Here is a 16,327-nt window from a genome sequence, read left to right as displayed (position 1 = left end):
CTGCCCAGGAGGACGTCATGTCACCGGACCCGGCACTGGAGGCCTTCTGCGCCTTCTACAACAAGCTAGACAAATCATGTACAAAAAATCTGTACAAGATATATACTCCAGACGTCAGCTTCGTCGATCCATTGCACCGCATCGACGGCCTGGCGGCCCTGGAGCGCGACTTCGCTGGCTTGTACGAGAACGTGACGGCATGCCGCTTCGTCTTTCACGAGCAGCAGCGCCAAGGCGATATCGCCTTCGTGACCTGGACGATGCACCTCGCCCACCGACGTCTATCGAGCGGCAGGGAAATCACGGTGGAGGGCGCCTCGAGACTGGTCTTCGCGGCCGACGGCTCGGGGCGGGTGAGTCACCACCGGGACTACTTCGACGCCGGCGAGCTGCTCTACGAGCGCCTGCCGCTGCTGGGTCCGCTGGTGCGCTGGATGAAGCGCCACGCCGCGGGAGGCTGAAACCGATACGCCACCTCCCGCGTATCCACAGGGAGAGGATGCGCCACGATGAGAGGAGGCACGATGACGGCACCCCACACGCCCCGCTGCATATGGCTGACCGGCGCCACCTCCGGCATCGGCCGCGCCCTGGCGACGCGACTGCTCGACCAGGGCCATCGGGTCGCCCTCAGCGCCCGCCGCTTTGATGCCTTGCAAACGCTGGCCGGCGACCGCGACAACGCCCTGCTGCTGCCGCTGGACGTCGGCGACCGCGGCGCCATGCTGACCGCCGGCGATCGCATCGCCGCCCGCTTCGGCCGCCTCGATCTGGCGCTGTTCAATGCCGGCACCTGCGAGTACCTCGACGCCAGGCACTTCGATGCTGAGCTGTTCTCCCGCGTGTTCTCGGCCAACCTGTTCGGCGTCATCCATGGCGTGGAGGCCGCGCTACCGCTGCTGCGCCAGGCACGAGCCCAGGGCGCCCGACCGCTGCTGGCCGCCACCTCCAGCGCCTCGGCCTACCTGCCGCTGCCGCGTGCCGAGGCCTACGGCGCCTCCAAGGCGGCGCTCAGCCATTTCCTGGAGTCACTGCGCCTCGACCTGGCCGGCGAGGGTATCGATGTCAGCATCATCCATCCCGGTTTCGTGAAGACGCCCCTCACCGACCGCAACGACTTCCCGATGCCGATGCGCGTCGACGTCGAGACGGCCGCCGAGGCGATCCTCAAGGGCCTGGAGGCGCATCGCCTGGACATTCATTTCCCGCGCCGCTTCACCCTGGTGCTGAAGCTGCTGGGCATCCTGCCGCCGGGGCTGCGCTTCCGCCTCGGCCGCCGCCTGGCCCGCGATCCCGCCGCTACGGAGGCTTCGTCATGACGTCGCTCGCCACTCCCGCATCCCCCCACCGCCGCCAGCGCATCGCGGTGGTCGGCAGCGGCATCGCCGGCATGGCGGCCGGCTGGTACCTCTCCGCCCGCCACGAGGTCACGCTGTTCGAGGCCGCCCCACGTCTCGGCGGCCACACCGCCACCGTGGATGTCACCGTCGACGGCCGTGACTATGCCGTGGATACCGGCTTCATCGTCTTCAACGACTGGACCTATCCCCACTTCCAGCGCCTGCTGGATACCCTTGGGGTGGCCAGCCAAGCCACCGAGATGAGCTTCTCGGTGCACGAGACGGCGCGCGACTTCGAATACAACGGCCACAGCCTGCCGCGGCTGTTCGCCCAGTGGACGAACCTGCTGCGACCGAGTTTCCACGGCCTGCTGCGCGACATCCTGCGCTTCAACCGCGAGGCCACCCGGGCGCTGGTCGGCGAGCGCCTGCCGGCAGATCTGACGCTGGGCGACTACCTGGCGGCCGGCGGCTACGGTGAGGTCTTCCAGCGGCGCTACCTGCTGCCCATGGGCGCGGCAATCTGGTCGGCCAGCATCGGCGAGCTGCGCGACTTCCCGGCACGCTTCTTCGTGCGCTTCTTCCATCACCACGGGCTGCTGTCGATCGAGGAGCGCCCCCAGTGGTACACCCTGGTCGGCGGCTCGCGCGCCTACATCCCGGCACTCACCGCCCCCTACGCCGAACGCATCCGGCTGGCCACCCCGGTCCACGGCGTGCGTCGCGAGGCGGACGGCGTGCGCCTGCGCAGTGCCGCCGGCGAGGAACGCTTCGACCAGGTGGTGATGGCCTGCCACGCCGACCAGGCCCTGGCATTGCTCGACGATGCCAGCCCCGGCGAGCGAGCGATCCTGGGCGACCTGCCGTACCAGGACAACGAGGTGGTGCTGCACACCGATACTCGCCTGCTGCCCCGCCGCCGGCGCGCCTGGGCGAGCTGGAACTACCGGCTCGACGGGCGCGGCGATGACGCCCGGGTCTCGGTGACCTATGACATGAACATCCTGCAGCGCATCACGGCCCCGCATACCTTCTGCGTAACCCTCAACGACAGTGACAGCATCGATCCGGCCAAGGTGCTCGGCCGCTACACCTATGCCCACCCGCAGTTCACCCTCGCCGGCATGAACGCCCAGGATCGCCACGCCGAGATCTCCGGACCGGGCCTGCGGACTCATTTCTGTGGCGCCTACTGGCGCAACGGCTTCCATGAGGACGGCGTATGGAGCGCCCTGCGGGTCGCCCGGTCACTGGGCTGCGATCCCGACACACCCGTCTCCGCCCGTGCAGCCACGGAGGTGCCAGCATGATCCGCGCCCCGCGATCGCGCATCTATAGCGGCTGGCTGCGCCATCGCCGCTTCCTGCCTCGCGCCCATGCCTTTCGCTACCGGCTATGGATGGCCTGGCTCGACCTCGATGAGCTACCGGAGCTGTTCGACGGCGTACCCGGATTCAGCGCCCGGCGTCCGGCGCTGGCGCGCTTTCGCCGCGAGGACTACCTGGCGCCCTTCGACAGGCCGCTCAAGGATGCCGTGCGCGCCGAGCTGACGCGGCTGCTGGGCGACGCCCCTGACGGACGCATCTGCCTGCTCACCCAGCTGCGGACCCTGGGCGTGGGCTTCAATCCGGTGTCGCTGTACTACGCCTATGACGCCCGGGGCGAGCTGCGCGCCCTGCTCGGCGAGGTCAGCAACACGCCCTGGGGCGAGCGCACCACCTACGCCTGCCGGGTCGAGCCTCGCCGCCACGGCCATCGCGCCGAGTTCGACAAGGCCATGCACGTCTCGCCGTTCAATCCCATGGACATGCGCTATCGCTGGCGCTTCGATACGCCCGGCGAGCGCCTGACCCTGCACATGGAGACCTGGCGAGACGACGAGCGCCATTTCGACGCCACCCTCAGCCTGGAAGCCCGCCCGGCCACCCGCGGCGTGCTGCTGGCCACCCTGGCACGCCACCCGGCGATGGCGCTGAAGACCGTCGCCGGCATCCACTTCGAGGCCCTGCGTTTATGGCTCAAGCGCGTCCCCGTCCACGATCATCCCCGCCATCAGGAGAGTTCGCCGTGAATACACGCACCGCCAACGCCCGTCCACTGCCGGCCGAGGGCGATCGACTGACGCGCTGGCTCAAGGCTCGCCTGATCAACCAGTTGGATCGGCTGGAAGGCGGCGAAATCACCCTGATCGAGGGCCACCAGCGCCATCGCCTGGGCCGCGGCGGCCCGCTCTCGGTGACCCTGGTGGTCCGCGACTCGCGGGCCTGGCGGCGCCTGGCGCTGGGCGGCACCGTGGGCGCCGGCGAGGCCTATATGGACGGCGACTGGGACGCCGATGATCCGGTGGCCCTGGTGCGGCTGTTCGCCGCCAACCTGGAGCGGGTCAACGGCGAGATGGAGGGCGGCCTGGCGGGTGCCGGCCGCTGGCTGCTCGGCGCCCTCTACCGGCTGCAGCGCAACAGCCTGAACGGCTCGCGGCGCAATATCGCCGCCCACTACGACATCGGCAACGAGCTGTTCGCGACCTTCCTCGACCGCCGCCACTGGATGTACTCCAGCGCCGTCTTCCCCGACGCCGATGCCAGCCTCGAGGAGGCCTCGACCCACAAGCTCGAGCTGATGCTCGAGCGCCTCGACGTGCGCCCTCATCACCATCTGCTGGAGATCGGCACCGGCTGGGGGGGGCTGGCCATCCATGCCGCCCGCACCCGCGGCTGTCGGGTCACCACCACCACCATCTCCGACGAGCAGTACGCCCACACCGCCCGGCGGCTGGCCGAGGAAGGCCTGGAGGACCGCGTCACCCTGCTCAAGCGCGACTACCGCGAGCTCGAGGGCCGCTTCGACCGGCTGATCTCGGTGGAGATGATCGAGGCGGTCGGCCACCAGTACCTGGCGACCTACCTGACCACCCTGGACCGGCTGCTGACCGACGACGGCATGGCCATGCTGCAGGCCATCACCATTCGCGACCAGCGCTACGAGGCCGCCAAGCGGGAGATGGACTTCATCAAGCGCTACATCTTCCCCGGCGGCTTCCTGCCCTCCCACCGGGCGCTGCTCGACGGCCTGGCCCGGTGCACCTCGCTGAACCTGGTGGGCCTGGACGAGATCGGTCTTCACTACGCCCGCACCCTGCGCGAGTGGCGGCACCGCTTCGAGGCCAACCTGGATACCGTGCGACGGCTCGGCTACGACGAACGCTTCATTCGCATGTGGCGCTACTACCTGTGCTACTGCGAGGGAGGCTTCCTCGAGCGCACCATCGGCACCAGCCAGTGGCTGCTGGCCAAGCCCGGCGCCCGGCCGGCACCGCTCACGGGGGCGGTGTGACGCAGGGCATCTGGCGGGCGCTGGCCAACCTGGCCGGCTTCCAGCTGGGCTGGCTGACCTGCGTGCTGGGCGGCAGCCTGGCGGGGCTGGTGGTCGTGGCGGGGATTCTCCTGGCCCACCTGCGCTGGCAGGCTGCTCCCGGAGAGTGGCGCTGGCTGGCGGGTTTCGCGGCGTTGGGGCTGGCGATCGATGGCAGCCTGGCCCTGGCCGGCGGCTTCCGCTTTCCAGCGGAGCCGCTCGCCCCGGGGCCCCTGCCGCTGTGGATAGGCCCCCTGCCGCTATGGCTGTGGCTGCTGTGGCCGCTGTTCGCCACCCTGCTGCAGCATTCGCTGGCCTGGCTGTGGCGCCACCCCTGGCTGGCAGTGGCCGGCGGCGCCGTCAGCGGGCCGCTATCCTACTATGCCGGCGCCGAGCTCGCCGACGTCACGCTCGCTCCCTGGCTGCTGGCCGCCGAAGCCCTTTGCTGGGCGCTGCTATGCCTGTGGCTGAGCCATCGTCTCGGCCGGCGCGGCGGATTCGCCCAGCGAGGCTGACATGCGCTCACGCCAGCGCGCCTCCAGGTCGTGCACGGTCAGCGGCCGGTCGTAGAGAAAGCCCTGCACCAGCTCACAGCCCATCGAGCGCAGGAAGTCGCGCTGGGCGGGCGTCTCCACGCCCTCGGCCACCACTTCAAGGCCCAGCCCACGGGCCATGGCCAGCACCGCGTCGACGATGGCGGCGTCGGCTCGGTTGTCGGGCAGCGCCCGCACGAAGGCACGATCGAGCTTGAGCTTGTCCAGCGGCAGGTGCTTGAGGTAGCCGAGCGAGGAATAGCCGGTGCCGAAGTCGTCGATGGCGACCGGATGGCCACGCTGGCGCAGCGCCTCGAGACGCGGCGCCACGTCGCCGGCACGTTCGTCGAGCAGTACCGACTCGGTCAGCTCGAGGCCCAACAGTCGGGCCGGCACGTCGTGACGCGCCAGGCCGGCGGCGAGCGCCGCCTCCAGGTCGCCCTGGAACAGCTGCATGGCCGAGATATTGATCCATACCGGCACCTCGAGCATCGACTGCTGACGCCAGTGGGCGAGCTGCGCCAGCGCCTGGTCGATCACCCAGTTGCCCAGCGACGCCATCAGGCCATGACGCTCGGCCAGGGGAATGAACTCTCCCGGGGAGATCATGCCGTCGCGCGGATGTCGCCAGCGCAGCAACGCCTCGAGGCCAGCCAGGCCATCGTCGGCCAGGCGGTACTGGGGCTGGTAGTGAAGCTCCAGCTGCCCGCCGGTGGCCAGCGCGTTGCGCAGCTCGTTGACCAGCGCCAGGCGAGGGCTGTCCTGGACATCCAGCGCCGGCCGGAAACGCATGCAGTGATTGCGACCGTGGCGCTTGGCGGCGTACAGCGCCGACTCCAGGCGTTGGAACAGCACGCCCGAGTCGCGGCCATCCTCGGGGGCCCGGCAGCTGCCGACGGTCACCCCCAGGCGCAGGGAGTGGCCATCGAGCTCGAAGGGCTCGCCCAGGTGAGCCTGCAGGCTGGCCACCCACTGTTCGTGGTCGTCGAAGGTGGTGGTACGGATGACCATGAACTCGTCGCCGCCCAATCGACCCACCACGCCGCCGGCGACGTAGCGCGCCAGGCGCTCGCCGACCCGCGCCAGCAGGCGGTCGCCGTGCTCGACGCCGAGGCCGTCATTGACCTCCTTGAAGCCGTCGATATCGATCATCGCCATGTCCAGGCACTCGCCAGCCAGCAGGTGGCGCAGCCTCGAGCTCAGCAGGTCATGAAGTCGCCGCCGATTGGGCAGGCCGGTGAGCGGATCCTCGAAGCCGATGCGGCGCAGGTCGCGCTCGCGGGCCTTGCGCATGGAGATGTCCGAGAACAGACACACATAGTGGCGCACCCGCCCGTTGTCGTCGGTCACCGCCCGAACCTTGAGCCATTCGGGATACTCGTCGCCCTGCTTGCGCCGGTTCCAGATCTCGCCCTCCCAGCGCCCGGTGCTTTGCAGGGTCTGCCAGTAGCGCTCGAAGAACGCCTTGTCGTGACGCGGTGCGGCCAGGGAAGCCACATTGAGTCCGCTCACCTCGTCCTGTTCGTAGCCGGTGATCTGGGTGAAGGCCGGATTGACCACCAGGATGCGGTTGGCCGCATCGGTGACGATCACGCCCTCCTCGGTCAGGGTCAGCGCCTCCTGGCCCAGGCGCGCCCGCAGGTGCTCCTGGTGAACCTGTCGCCAGGCGTCCCACAGGCCTACCGCCGCAATCAGCACGGCAGCCAGCCGCAGCCCGAGGTCAGGCAGCCAGACGCTGGCCGACAGGGCAGCCAGGGCGACCCACATCAGCGGGCGATTGAGCGAAAAGACGGGCCACATGGCTTCGGCCTCGGCTGGTGAACGTGAATGATGCCCCCACGCGGGGGGACGCCGTCGACCTTATATCGGCCGATACTTACGGAACTGTACCCCGCTTGGCGACCGAAAGCGTCCAACGCCTTGCCTGGGGTGCATTCGCGGGACGCGAACAGTAGACTAGGCGGGGCCGCCTGGGCGGCCGCATGCCGTTCGCTCACGGCATACCATCACCTCGACACTCGGAACGATTCAGTGACCAAGCAACATTCCTTTGATCGCGAAGCACTGCTGGCATGCAGCCGTGGCGAGCTGTTCGGCCCCGGCAACGCCCAACTGCCGGCACCCAACATGCTGATGCTCGACCGCATCAGTCACATCCATGAAGAGGGTGGCGAACACGGCAAGGGCGAACTGATCGCCGAGCTGGATATTCGCCCGGACCTGTGGTTCTTCGATTGCCACTTCCCCGGCGATCCGGTGATGCCCGGCTGCCTGGGCCTCGATGCCATGTGGCAGCTGGTCGGCTTCTACCTGGGCTGGCTGGGGCATCCCGGCCGCGGCCGTGCCCTTGGCTGCGGCGAGGTCAAGTTCAGCGGTCAGATCCTGCCGGATGCCGAGAAGGTGACCTATCGCATCAACATCAAGCGCATCATCACCCGGCGCCTGATCCTGGGCATCGCCGACGGCACCGTGTCCGTGGACGGCCGCGACATCTATCAGGCCAACGACCTGCGGGTCGGCCTGTTCACCTCCACCGCGAATTTCTGATCAGGAGGCTCCCATGCGACGAGTGGTAGTCACCGGCCTGGGCATCGTGTCCTGCCTGGGCAACGACGCAACACAGGTTCTCGACGCCCTGCGCACCGGGCGCTCAGGCATTCGCTTCAAGGATGAATACGCCGAGCTCGGCTTCCGCAGCCAGGTAGCCGGGGTCGTCGATATCGATCTTGACGCCCTGGTCGACCGCAAGCTGCGCCGCTTCATGGGCGATGCCGCGGCCTACGCCTATGTCAGCATGGCCCAGGCGGTCGAGGACTCAGGCCTCACCCCGAAGCAGGTCTCCAACGAGCGTACCGGCCTGATCGCCGGCTCCGGCGGCGCCTCCAGCGCCAACCAGGTCGAGGCCGCCGACGTGATGCGCCAGAAGGGCCTGCGCCGCGTGGGGCCCTATCGGGTCACCCGCACCATGGGCAGCACCGTGTCCGCCTGCCTGGCCACGCCGTTCAAGATCAAGGGCGTCAACTACTCCATTTCCTCGGCCTGCGCCACCTCGGCCCACTGCATCGGCAGCGCCATGGAGCAGATCCAGCTCGGCAAGCAGGACGTGGTCTTCGCCGGCGGTGGCGAAGAGGAGCACTGGACACTGTCCTGCCTGTTCGACGCCATGGGCGCGCTGTCGACCCATTACAACGAGACGCCGGAGAAGGCGTCACGCCCCTATGACCAGGCCCGCGACGGCTTCGTCATCGCCGGCGGCGGCGGCATGCTGGTACTCGAGGAGCTGGAACATGCCAAGGCCCGCGGCGCCAGGATCTACGCCGAGCTGATCGGCTACGGCGCCACCTCCGACGGCGTCGACATGGTCGCGCCGTCCGGCGAGGGCGCGGTGCGCTGCATGCGTCAGGCCATGGCCACGGTCGACGGCGACATCGACTACATCAACACCCACGGCACCTCCACGCCGGTGGGCGACGTCGCCGAACTCAAGGCGATACGCGAGGTGTTCGGCAACTCCACGCCGGCGATGAGTTCCACCAAGTCGCTGACCGGGCACTCATTGGGTGCCACCGGCGTGCAGGAAGCGATCTACTCGCTGCTGATGATGGAGAACGACTTCATCGCCGCCTCCGCCAACGTGGAACAGCTCGACGAGCAGGCCGACGGCTTCGACATCGTCACCGAGACCCGCGACGCCAGCATCGAGCGCGTGCTGTCCAACAGCTTCGGCTTCGGCGGCACCAACGCCTGCCTGGTGCTGCAGAAGTATCGCGACTGATCGCTGATCGGCTCGCTCGACGCGACGCTGGAAAACGAAGAGGCGCCCCGCGGGGCGCCTCTTTTATTGGGACCTTCATTGCGGGAGCGCAGTTCTGCTGCGCGATATCGCCCGGAAGCCCAGGTCTGCGCTCCCGAAGGGGACGGGCCGTCGTCAGCTCGCCGCCGTCTCCTGGCGCTCCTTGGCCATCTCGTCTCGCGGCCTGGGCACCTCGGAGATTTCGGCCAGCCGCGCTTCGATCCAGGCTTCGGTCTCGGCAAGAACCTCCTCGGGAGTGCGGCCAACCGTCTCGATCGGATCGCCCACCACCAGCGTCAGCCGCCCGGGATGCTTGACCCAGTGGCGACCCGGCCAACGCTCCCCGGCGTTGTGCGCTACCGGCACCACCGGCTTTCCGGCACGACAGGCGATGACCGCGCCGCTCTTGTTGTAACGCCGGCGCTTGCCGGGCTCGACCCGGGTGCCCTCCGGGAATATCAGCACCGAGAGCCCCTCCTCGAGCCGGGTCTTGCCCTGGGTCAGCACCTGCTTCATGGCCCTGGCGGGCTTGGAGCGGTCCAGCGCGATGGGATGCAGCAGCCGCAGCCCCCAACCGAAGATCGGTATGTTCAGCAGCTCCCTCTTGAGCACCGTGCACACCGGCGGCTTGAGCAACTGCAGGTAGACGGTCTCCCACTCGCACTGGTGGTTGGCGAGCAGCACGCAGGGGCCTTCCGGTAGCCGCTCGCGGCCGCGGATCTCGTAGCGCACCCCGCAGGCCAGCCGGAACCAGGCGATGATGAAGTGGTTGTAGAGATTGAGCAGGCGATAGCGCGAACGCAGCGGCAACAGCGGCGCAGGCGGCAGGAACAGCACGCCGCACACCAGCATGGCGACGAAGTAGCCGATGTAGAAGATGATGCTGCGAATCACGCTCATGTCTCGCGGGTCTCCTCGACGGGGCGAGCGTCGTCGTCGCGCGCCAGGCACCAGATGTCGAGCATGCGACCCACTTCGAGCCGCCAGGGCTTCTGGTGGACGCCGAAGACGTCGAGCACTCGCCGGCAATTGAGCACGCGACGCAGCGGCTGGTCGTGATGGTGACTCAGCGCCTTGACGCCGCCGAGCTCGATCTCCTCGCCGCGCCCCTCGAGCCGGGTCGCCAGCTGTGTACGCACCATCGATACGAAGGTGTAGGCGCTGACCGGCTCGGTGCCGGCCAGATGATAGCTGCCCCAGGCCCCAGCACCGCAGCCCTGCTGCTGGAGGATGCCGATCAGCGCCATGGCGACCGAGTCGGCGGAGGTCGGACAGAAGATCACGTCGGCCTCGGCCCGCAGGTCGCCACCGCTGACCAGGGTATCGAGCAGCTCGCCAAGCCAGGCGTGGCTGCCTTCCAGGGCGAACAGCGGCCCCAGGCGCACGATCAGATGGCGAGGGAGTTCGCCGCGAATCCGGTCGCCGGTAGCCACCAGGCGACGCAGCCCCTCATCGCGGGGCGCCGGTATGACGTGCTCGTCGATCGGGCTTTCGAAGCCATCCTCGTAGAGCTGGTCGGAAACGCACCAGGCCATCGGCACGTCGCGCTCGCGACAGGCCGCCATGCAGGCCTCCACCGCCTCGGCATGGGCGGTGACGGCGGCCGGATCGGCACTGAGCGGGCGCGACAGCGGCGGAATCACCAGCGCATCGGGGCGCACCTCATCGAGCCGCTCGACCGACAGGTCCAGCCCGGGCTCGATGACCAGCTCCACGTCACGGCGGCGATTGGCCTCCCGCGCCAGAGCAAGACTCAGGCAGTGGCCGGCATCCAGGATCAGCAGCTTCACGGCAACTCCTCGTGACGGGGCGGCGCAGGATCAGAACGGGATCTCGTCGTCGAAGTCGTCGAAGCTGCCGGGATCCGGGGCTCCGAAGTTGCCACCCTGCTGCTGGCCACCGCCCTGGTTGGGCGCGGGCTGGGGCGCCGGGCGCGGCTGGCCGCCACCCTGCTGCGGGCCACCGAAGTTGCCGCCCTGCTGCTGACCGCCGAAGTTGCCGCCCTGCTGCTGGCCGCCCTGGGATTGGCCATAGTTGCCGCCCTGCTGCGGGCCGCCCTGGGGTTGACCATAGTTGCCGCCCTGCTGCGGGCCGCCCTGGGGTTGACCATAGTTGCCGCCCTGCTGCGGGCCGCCGAAGCCACCGCCCATGTCACCGCCGCTGCGCGAGTCGAGCATCTGCATGTCGTTGGCGACGATCTCGGTGGAGTATTTGTCCTGGCCGTTCTGGTCCTGCCACTTGCGGGTTTGCAGGCGCCCCTCGACGTAGACGCGCGAGCCCTTGCGCAGGTACTGCTGGGAGATCTCGGCCAGCTTGTTGAACATCACCACCCGGTGCCATTCGGTGCGCTCCTGGCGCTGGCCGCTCTGGCGGTCGGTCCAGGTGTCGGTGGTGGCGAGGTTGAGGTTGGCCACTGCGGTGCCGGACGGGGTGAAACGCACCTCGGGGTCCTGGCCGAGGTTGCCGATGAGGATGACCTTGTTGACGCCACGGGCCATGGTTGACTCCTTGATCTTGGCAGAAGACTGCTGGCCGTCGGGAGCACGCTCAGGCGGTATGGCCTGGGCTCCCGGAAAGCCCGAATGAATGTGAAGGAAGCACTGAATGGCGGCCTGCGCATGCAAACTGCGTCGTGGCGCGCTGCTCGCCGCTGGATTCAACACTTCCTGAACGCTCGCGCCGGGCCGACCCGGCATCGAGAAAAACCGATCCCGCCACTATACGCGAGATCCCGGTGGGTCGTCGCCGTCGCGATATCCTCGCCGAGGGCCGGGACCTTCCCGGCGCGAGTCCGTCAGCGTGACGGGGTCAACGAGACCCGGTCAGCCGCGACAGCGCCTCGCTATCGAGCCGGGCACGATCGACCTTGAGGTAGGCCAACCGCTCCTCCGGCACCACCAACACGTCCTCGACCCCGGCCACCGCGGCGAAGCGCGCCATCAGGGTATCCAGGGCATCGTCCTGCTGGTCCTCGGCCAGCGCCACTACCTCGCTGGACAGGTGACGCGGCGGGGTCATGCCGAGCATCAGCACGAACCAGGCCAGGCCCAGCACGGCCGCGCCGAGGAACACCGCGGTCAGGCCAAATTGCTGGGACAGGAAGCCGCCCAACACGCCGCCGAGGAAGGCGCCCAGGAACTGGCTGGTGGAGTACAGGCCCATGGCCGTGCCCTTGGCGCCGGCCGGCGCAAGCTTGCTGATCATCGACGGCAGGGTCGCCTCGAGCAGGTTGAACGCCGTGAAAAAGGCGAACAGCCAGCCCACCAAGGCCATCAAACCGTCGCCGGCGATGCCCAGCCCCAGCAGACTTGCCACGATGGCGGCGATGGCGCCCAGGCACATCAGCTTCATCTTGCGCCGCTTCTCGGCGACGATCACCAGCGGCACCATGGCCACGAAGGACAGTCCCATGACCGCCAGGTAGACCAGGCCATGGTGAGGCTCGGCGATGCCGGCATCGACCAGCCGGAAAGGCACGGCAACGAAGATCGCCATCAGGATCAGGTGCAGGCCGAAGATCGACGCGTCCAGCCGCCACAGGTCGAGGCGACCGAGGATACTGCGCAACTGGCCGCGGTCCAGGCCGACATCGCGATGGCCACGGCGCTGCGGCGCCTGCGGCACCAGCTTCCACAGCACGACGAGCCCCAGCGCCGCGAGCCCGGCGGTGAACCAGAACACGCCGCCGAGCCCGAAGTGTGCCGAGACCAGCGGCCCCAGCACCATGGCTACCGCAAAGGCCACGCCGATCGACAGGCCGATGGTGGCCATGGCCGCGGTACGCACCTGCTCGCGGGTCTGATCCGCCAGCAGCGCCATGATGGCGGCGGCTACGGCGCCGCTGCCCTGCAGACAGCGGCCGAGGATCACCCCGCCGATACCGTCGGCCTGGGCGGCCACCACGCTGCCGATCAGGAACAGCACCAGGCCGCCGGCGATCACCGGCTTGCGGCCGATGCGGTCGGACAGCAGGCCGAAGGGGATCTGCAGTACGGCCTGGGTCAGCCCATAGATACCCAGCGCCAGGCCGACCAGCAGCGGCGTGGCGCCGACCAGGTCGTCGGCCTTGAGGGCCAGCACGGGCAACACCATGAACAGGCCGAGCATGCGGGTGGCATAGAGCCCCGCCAAACCGACGATGGCCCGCCGCTCGGCGGCTAACAGCAATCTGGCCTTGGACATAGAGATTCCGGTATTTCCTGGGAGTGGGCGCGAGGCCCGATGATGGACCGCATATTCTAGCGTTTCACGGCGGCACAGGAAACGCCGCGCCCCGGACGACTTTGCCGCGGTTGCGGCCGGCCCCGTATAATTGTCGTTTTGCCGCGGCCCGCGAGGTGGGAATGGACAGGATTCTGGTCAGGGGTGCCCGCACCCACAACCTCAAGCAGATCGACGTGGAGCTGCCCCGGGACAGGCTGATCGTGGTCACCGGACTGTCGGGCTCCGGCAAGTCCTCACTGGCCTTCGACACCCTCTACGCCGAGGGCCAGCGGCGCTACGTGGAATCGCTGTCCACCTATGCGCGGCAGTTCCTGTCGATGATGGAGAAGCCCGACGTCGACCATATCGAGGGACTGTCGCCGGCGATCTCTATCGAACAGAAGTCCACGTCCCACAATCCGCGCTCCACCGTGGGTACCATCACCGAGATCTACGACTACCTGCGCCTGCTTTACGCCCGCGCCGGCACGCCACGCTGCCCGGAACACGGCGAGGACCTCGAGGCACAGACCATCTCGCAGATGGTCGACCAGGTACTGGCCCTGCCCGAAGGCAGCAAGCTGATGCTGCTGGCCCCGGTGGTCAGCGGGCGCAAGGGCGAGCACCTGCAGCTGCTCGCCGAACTGCGCGCCCAGGGCTTCGTGCGCGCCCGGGTCGACGGTCAGGTGCTCGAACTCGACGACATCGCCCCGCTCGACAAGAACAAGAAGCACGACATCAGCGTGGTGGTGGACCGCATCAAGGTTCGCGACGGCCTCGCCCAGCGCCTCGCCGAGTCCTTCGAGACCGCCCTCGGCCTGGCCGACGGCACCGCGGTGATCCACTTCATGGACGGTGAGCGCGACGACCTTGCCTTCTCGTCGCGCTTCGCCTGCCCGGTGTGCGGCTATTCCATCGCCGAGCTCGAGCCCAGGATGTTCTCCTTCAACAATCCGGCAGGCGCCTGCTCGAGCTGCGACGGCCTGGGCGTGCAGCAGTACTTCGATCCCGACAAGCTGATCAGCCACCCCGAGCTGTCGCTGGCCGAGGGCGTGATCAAGGGCTGGGACCGGCGCAGCGTCTACTACTTCAACCAGCTCCAGGCAGTGGCGGACCACTACCGCTTCACCCTGGAGACGCCCTGGCAGGACCTGGCTCGCCACGAGCGCGAGATCATCCTCCACGGCAGCGGCAGCGACGACATCGCCTTCCATTACGTCAACGACCGCGGCCGCAAGGTGACCCGCGAACATCCCTTCGAGGGCGTGCTGCCCAACATGCAGCGCCGCTACCGGGAGACCGAGTCCAGCTCGGTGCGCGAAGAGCTGGCCCGGCATATCGCCGTCCAGCCGTGCCCGACCTGCCACGGCTCGCGGCTGCGCAAGGAATCGCGCCATGTCTACATCGACGACCGCACCCTGCCCGACGTGGTGCGCCTGCCGATCGGCGAAGGACTGGCGTATTTCCACGACCTGGCACTACCGGGCCGCAAGGGCGAGATCGCCGAGAAGATCCTCAACGAGATCCGCGCGCGCCTCGAGTTCCTGGTCAACGTCGGGCTCGACTACCTCAACCTGGAACGCAGCGCCGAGACCCTGTCCGGCGGCGAGGCACAGCGCATCCGCCTGGCCAGCCAGATCGGCGCCGGCCTGGTCGGTGTCATGTACATCCTCGACGAGCCCTCCATCGGCCTGCACCAGCGCGACAACGACCGGCTGCTCAAGACCCTCGAGCACCTGCGCGATCTGGGCAACACCGTGATCGTGGTGGAGCACGATGAAGACGCCATTCGCGCCGCCGACCACGTGCTCGACATCGGCCCCGGGGCCGGCGTCCACGGCGGTCGGGTGGTCGCCGAGGGCACTCCGGAGCAGATCATGGCCAGCCCCGAGTCGCTGACCGGCCAGTATCTGTCCGGCGAGAAACGCATCGAGGTGCCGCCCTGGCGGATTCCCGGCAACCCCGAGAAGCAGGTAGTGCTCAGCGGCGCCCGGGGCAACAATCTCCAGGACGTGACCCTGACCCTGCCGCTGGGGCTGTTCGTGTGCGTCACCGGGGTCTCCGGTTCCGGCAAGTCGACGCTGATCAACTCGACGCTGATGCCGATCGCCGCCCGCGAACTCAACCGCGCCACGGCGCTGAGCCCGGCGGCCCACGACAGGATCGAGGGCCTCGAGCACCTGGACAAGGTGATCGACATCGACCAGAGCCCGATCGGCCGCACGCCGCGCTCCAACCCGGCCACCTACACCGGCATCTTCACGCCCATCCGCGAGCTGTTCGCCGGCACCCAGGAGGCGCGCTCCCGGGGCTACAAGCCCGGCCGCTTCTCGTTCAACGTCAAGGGCGGGCGCTGCGAGGCCTGCCAGGGCGAGGGCATGATCAAGGTCGAGATGCACTTCCTGCCCGACATCTACGTGCCCTGCGACGTCTGCAAGGGCAAGCGCTACAACCGGGAAACGCTGGAGGTGCAGTACAAGGGCAAGGGCATCGACGAGGTCCTGGAGATGACCGTCGAGGAGGCGCTGGAGTTCTTCGCCCCGGTGCCGGCCATCGCCCGTCGCCTGCAGACGCTGATGGACGTGGGGCTGTCCTACATCCGCCTGGGCCAGAGCGCCACCACCTTGTCCGGCGGCGAGGCGCAGCGCGTCAAGCTGGCCCGCGAGCTGGCCAAGCGCGACACCGGCAAGACCCTGTACATCCTCGACGAGCCCACCACCGGCCTGCACTTCGAGGACATCCGCCAGCTGCTGACCGTGCTGCACCGGCTGCGCGACCACGGCAACACCATCGTGGTCATCGAGCACAACCTCGACGTGATCAAGACCGCCGACTGGCTGATCGACCTGGGCCCCGAGGGCGGCTCCGGCGGCGGCCGGATCATCGCCGAGGGCACGCCGGAACAGGTCTCCAGGCACGAGACCTCTCACACCGGGCGCTTCCTGAAGCCGCTGCTGGAGCGGCAGGGCGCGGGCTCCGAGCCGCGCACAGCGAGCACGGCGGAGAGCTGACCTGGAAGCTGGAAGCTGGAAGCTGGAAGCTGGAAGCTGGAAGCTGGAAGCTGGAAGCTGGAAGCTGGAAGCTGGAAGCTGGAAGCTGGAAGCTGG

General features: G+C 68.4%; 15 protein-coding genes. 9 read left to right on the top strand and 6 right to left on the bottom strand.

The features are described from left to right. The first annotated feature begins 17 nt into the window (after positions 1–17). The 6 genes from FHR96_RS12220 (at position 18) to FHR96_RS12195 (ending at position 5,206) form a co-directional block, all read left to right on the top strand. The gene (locus FHR96_RS12220; protein WP_183387970.1) at positions 18–461 is read left to right on the top strand and encodes a nuclear transport factor 2 family protein; all 444 of its coding nucleotides are present in this window, start codon (positions 18–20) and stop codon (positions 459–461) included. A 63-nt stretch (positions 462–524) separates the two neighbouring features. Then, the gene (locus FHR96_RS12215; protein WP_183387969.1) at positions 525–1,319 is read left to right on the top strand and encodes an SDR family NAD(P)-dependent oxidoreductase; all 795 of its coding nucleotides are present in this window, start codon (positions 525–527) and stop codon (positions 1,317–1,319) included. Then, the gene (locus tag FHR96_RS12210) at positions 1,316–2,650 is read left to right on the top strand and encodes an NAD(P)/FAD-dependent oxidoreductase (protein ID WP_183387968.1); all 1,335 of its coding nucleotides are present in this window, start codon (positions 1,316–1,318) and stop codon (positions 2,648–2,650) included. The genes FHR96_RS12215 and FHR96_RS12210 overlap by 4 nt, the downstream gene beginning before the upstream one ends. Continuing rightward, positions 2,647–3,411 carry a DUF1365 domain-containing protein gene (locus tag FHR96_RS12205; RefSeq protein WP_183387967.1) on the top strand — a complete coding sequence of 255 codons (765 nt, stop codon included), beginning with the start codon at positions 2,647–2,649 and terminating at the stop codon, positions 3,409–3,411. Before FHR96_RS12210 ends, FHR96_RS12205 begins: the two co-directional genes overlap by 4 nt. Continuing rightward, positions 3,408–4,673 (top strand): class I SAM-dependent methyltransferase, encoded by a 1,266-nt coding sequence (locus FHR96_RS12200; RefSeq protein WP_183387966.1) that lies wholly within the window; start codon positions 3,408–3,410, stop codon positions 4,671–4,673. Before FHR96_RS12205 ends, FHR96_RS12200 begins: the two co-directional genes overlap by 4 nt. Next, entirely contained in the window at positions 4,670–5,206 is a 537-nt protein-coding gene (locus tag FHR96_RS12195; RefSeq protein WP_183387965.1) for a DUF2878 family protein, read from the top strand. Before FHR96_RS12200 ends, FHR96_RS12195 begins: the two co-directional genes overlap by 4 nt. On the opposite strand, the gene FHR96_RS12190 is transcribed toward FHR96_RS12195, so the two are convergent. After that, positions 5,147–7,024, bottom strand: coding sequence for a putative bifunctional diguanylate cyclase/phosphodiesterase (locus FHR96_RS12190; RefSeq protein WP_183387964.1), 1,878 nt, complete (start codon positions 7,022–7,024; stop codon positions 5,147–5,149). The two genes, FHR96_RS12195 and FHR96_RS12190, sit on opposite strands and share 60 nt — an antisense overlap. A gap of 231 nt (positions 7,025–7,255) precedes the next feature. Between FHR96_RS12190 and fabA the strand changes: the two genes are divergently transcribed. Together fabA and fabB are read left to right on the top strand one after the other, a co-directional pair. Further along, positions 7,256–7,771: a 3-hydroxyacyl-[acyl-carrier-protein] dehydratase FabA gene (gene fabA, locus FHR96_RS12185; protein ID WP_183387963.1), complete on the top strand. Its 516-nt coding sequence runs from the start codon at positions 7,256–7,258 to the stop codon at positions 7,769–7,771. Between the two features lie 13 nt (positions 7,772–7,784). Beyond that, the gene (fabB, locus tag FHR96_RS12180; RefSeq protein WP_183387962.1) at positions 7,785–8,999 is read left to right on the top strand and encodes a beta-ketoacyl-ACP synthase I; all 1,215 of its coding nucleotides are present in this window, start codon (positions 7,785–7,787) and stop codon (positions 8,997–8,999) included. Positions 9,000–9,152: 153 nt separating this feature from the next. Here fabB and FHR96_RS12175 read toward each other — a convergent pair whose 3' ends face one another. The 4 genes from FHR96_RS12175 to FHR96_RS12160 form a co-directional block, all read right to left on the bottom strand. Further along, positions 9,153–9,917 carry a lysophospholipid acyltransferase family protein gene (locus tag FHR96_RS12175; RefSeq protein WP_183387961.1) on the bottom strand — a complete coding sequence of 255 codons (765 nt, stop codon included), beginning with the start codon at positions 9,915–9,917 and terminating at the stop codon, positions 9,153–9,155. Next, positions 9,914–10,807 (bottom strand): sugar nucleotide-binding protein, encoded by an 894-nt coding sequence (locus FHR96_RS12170; RefSeq protein WP_183387960.1) that lies wholly within the window; start codon positions 10,805–10,807, stop codon positions 9,914–9,916. The genes FHR96_RS12175 and FHR96_RS12170 overlap by 4 nt, the downstream gene beginning before the upstream one ends. A 30-nt stretch (positions 10,808–10,837) precedes the next feature. Further along, positions 10,838–11,515 carry a single-stranded DNA-binding protein gene (gene ssb, locus FHR96_RS12165; RefSeq protein ID WP_183387959.1) on the bottom strand — a complete coding sequence of 226 codons (678 nt, stop codon included), beginning with the start codon at positions 11,513–11,515 and terminating at the stop codon, positions 10,838–10,840. A 310-nt stretch (positions 11,516–11,825) separates the two neighbouring features. After that, a complete protein-coding gene (locus tag FHR96_RS12160; RefSeq protein WP_183387958.1) occupies positions 11,826–13,199 on the bottom strand; it encodes an MFS transporter in 1,374 nt (457 codons plus the stop codon). Between the two features lie 161 nt (positions 13,200–13,360). Between FHR96_RS12160 and uvrA the strand changes: the two genes are divergently transcribed. Then, positions 13,361–16,231, top strand: a complete 2,871-nt coding sequence (uvrA, locus tag FHR96_RS12155; RefSeq protein ID WP_183387957.1) for an excinuclease ABC subunit UvrA — start codon at positions 13,361–13,363, stop codon at positions 16,229–16,231. On the opposite strand, the gene FHR96_RS12150 is transcribed toward uvrA, so the two are convergent. Further along, the coding region (locus FHR96_RS12150; protein ID WP_425485676.1) for a hypothetical protein at positions 16,147–16,327 on the bottom strand (181 nt) is incomplete at its 5' end. The two genes, uvrA and FHR96_RS12150, sit on opposite strands and share 85 nt — an antisense overlap.

It is taken from the genome of Halomonas organivorans (assembly GCF_014192055.1).
GTDB classification, from domain to species: Bacteria; Pseudomonadota; Gammaproteobacteria; order Pseudomonadales; family Halomonadaceae; genus Halomonas; species Halomonas organivorans.
This window is presented reverse-complemented; position numbering and strand designations above follow the sequence as displayed.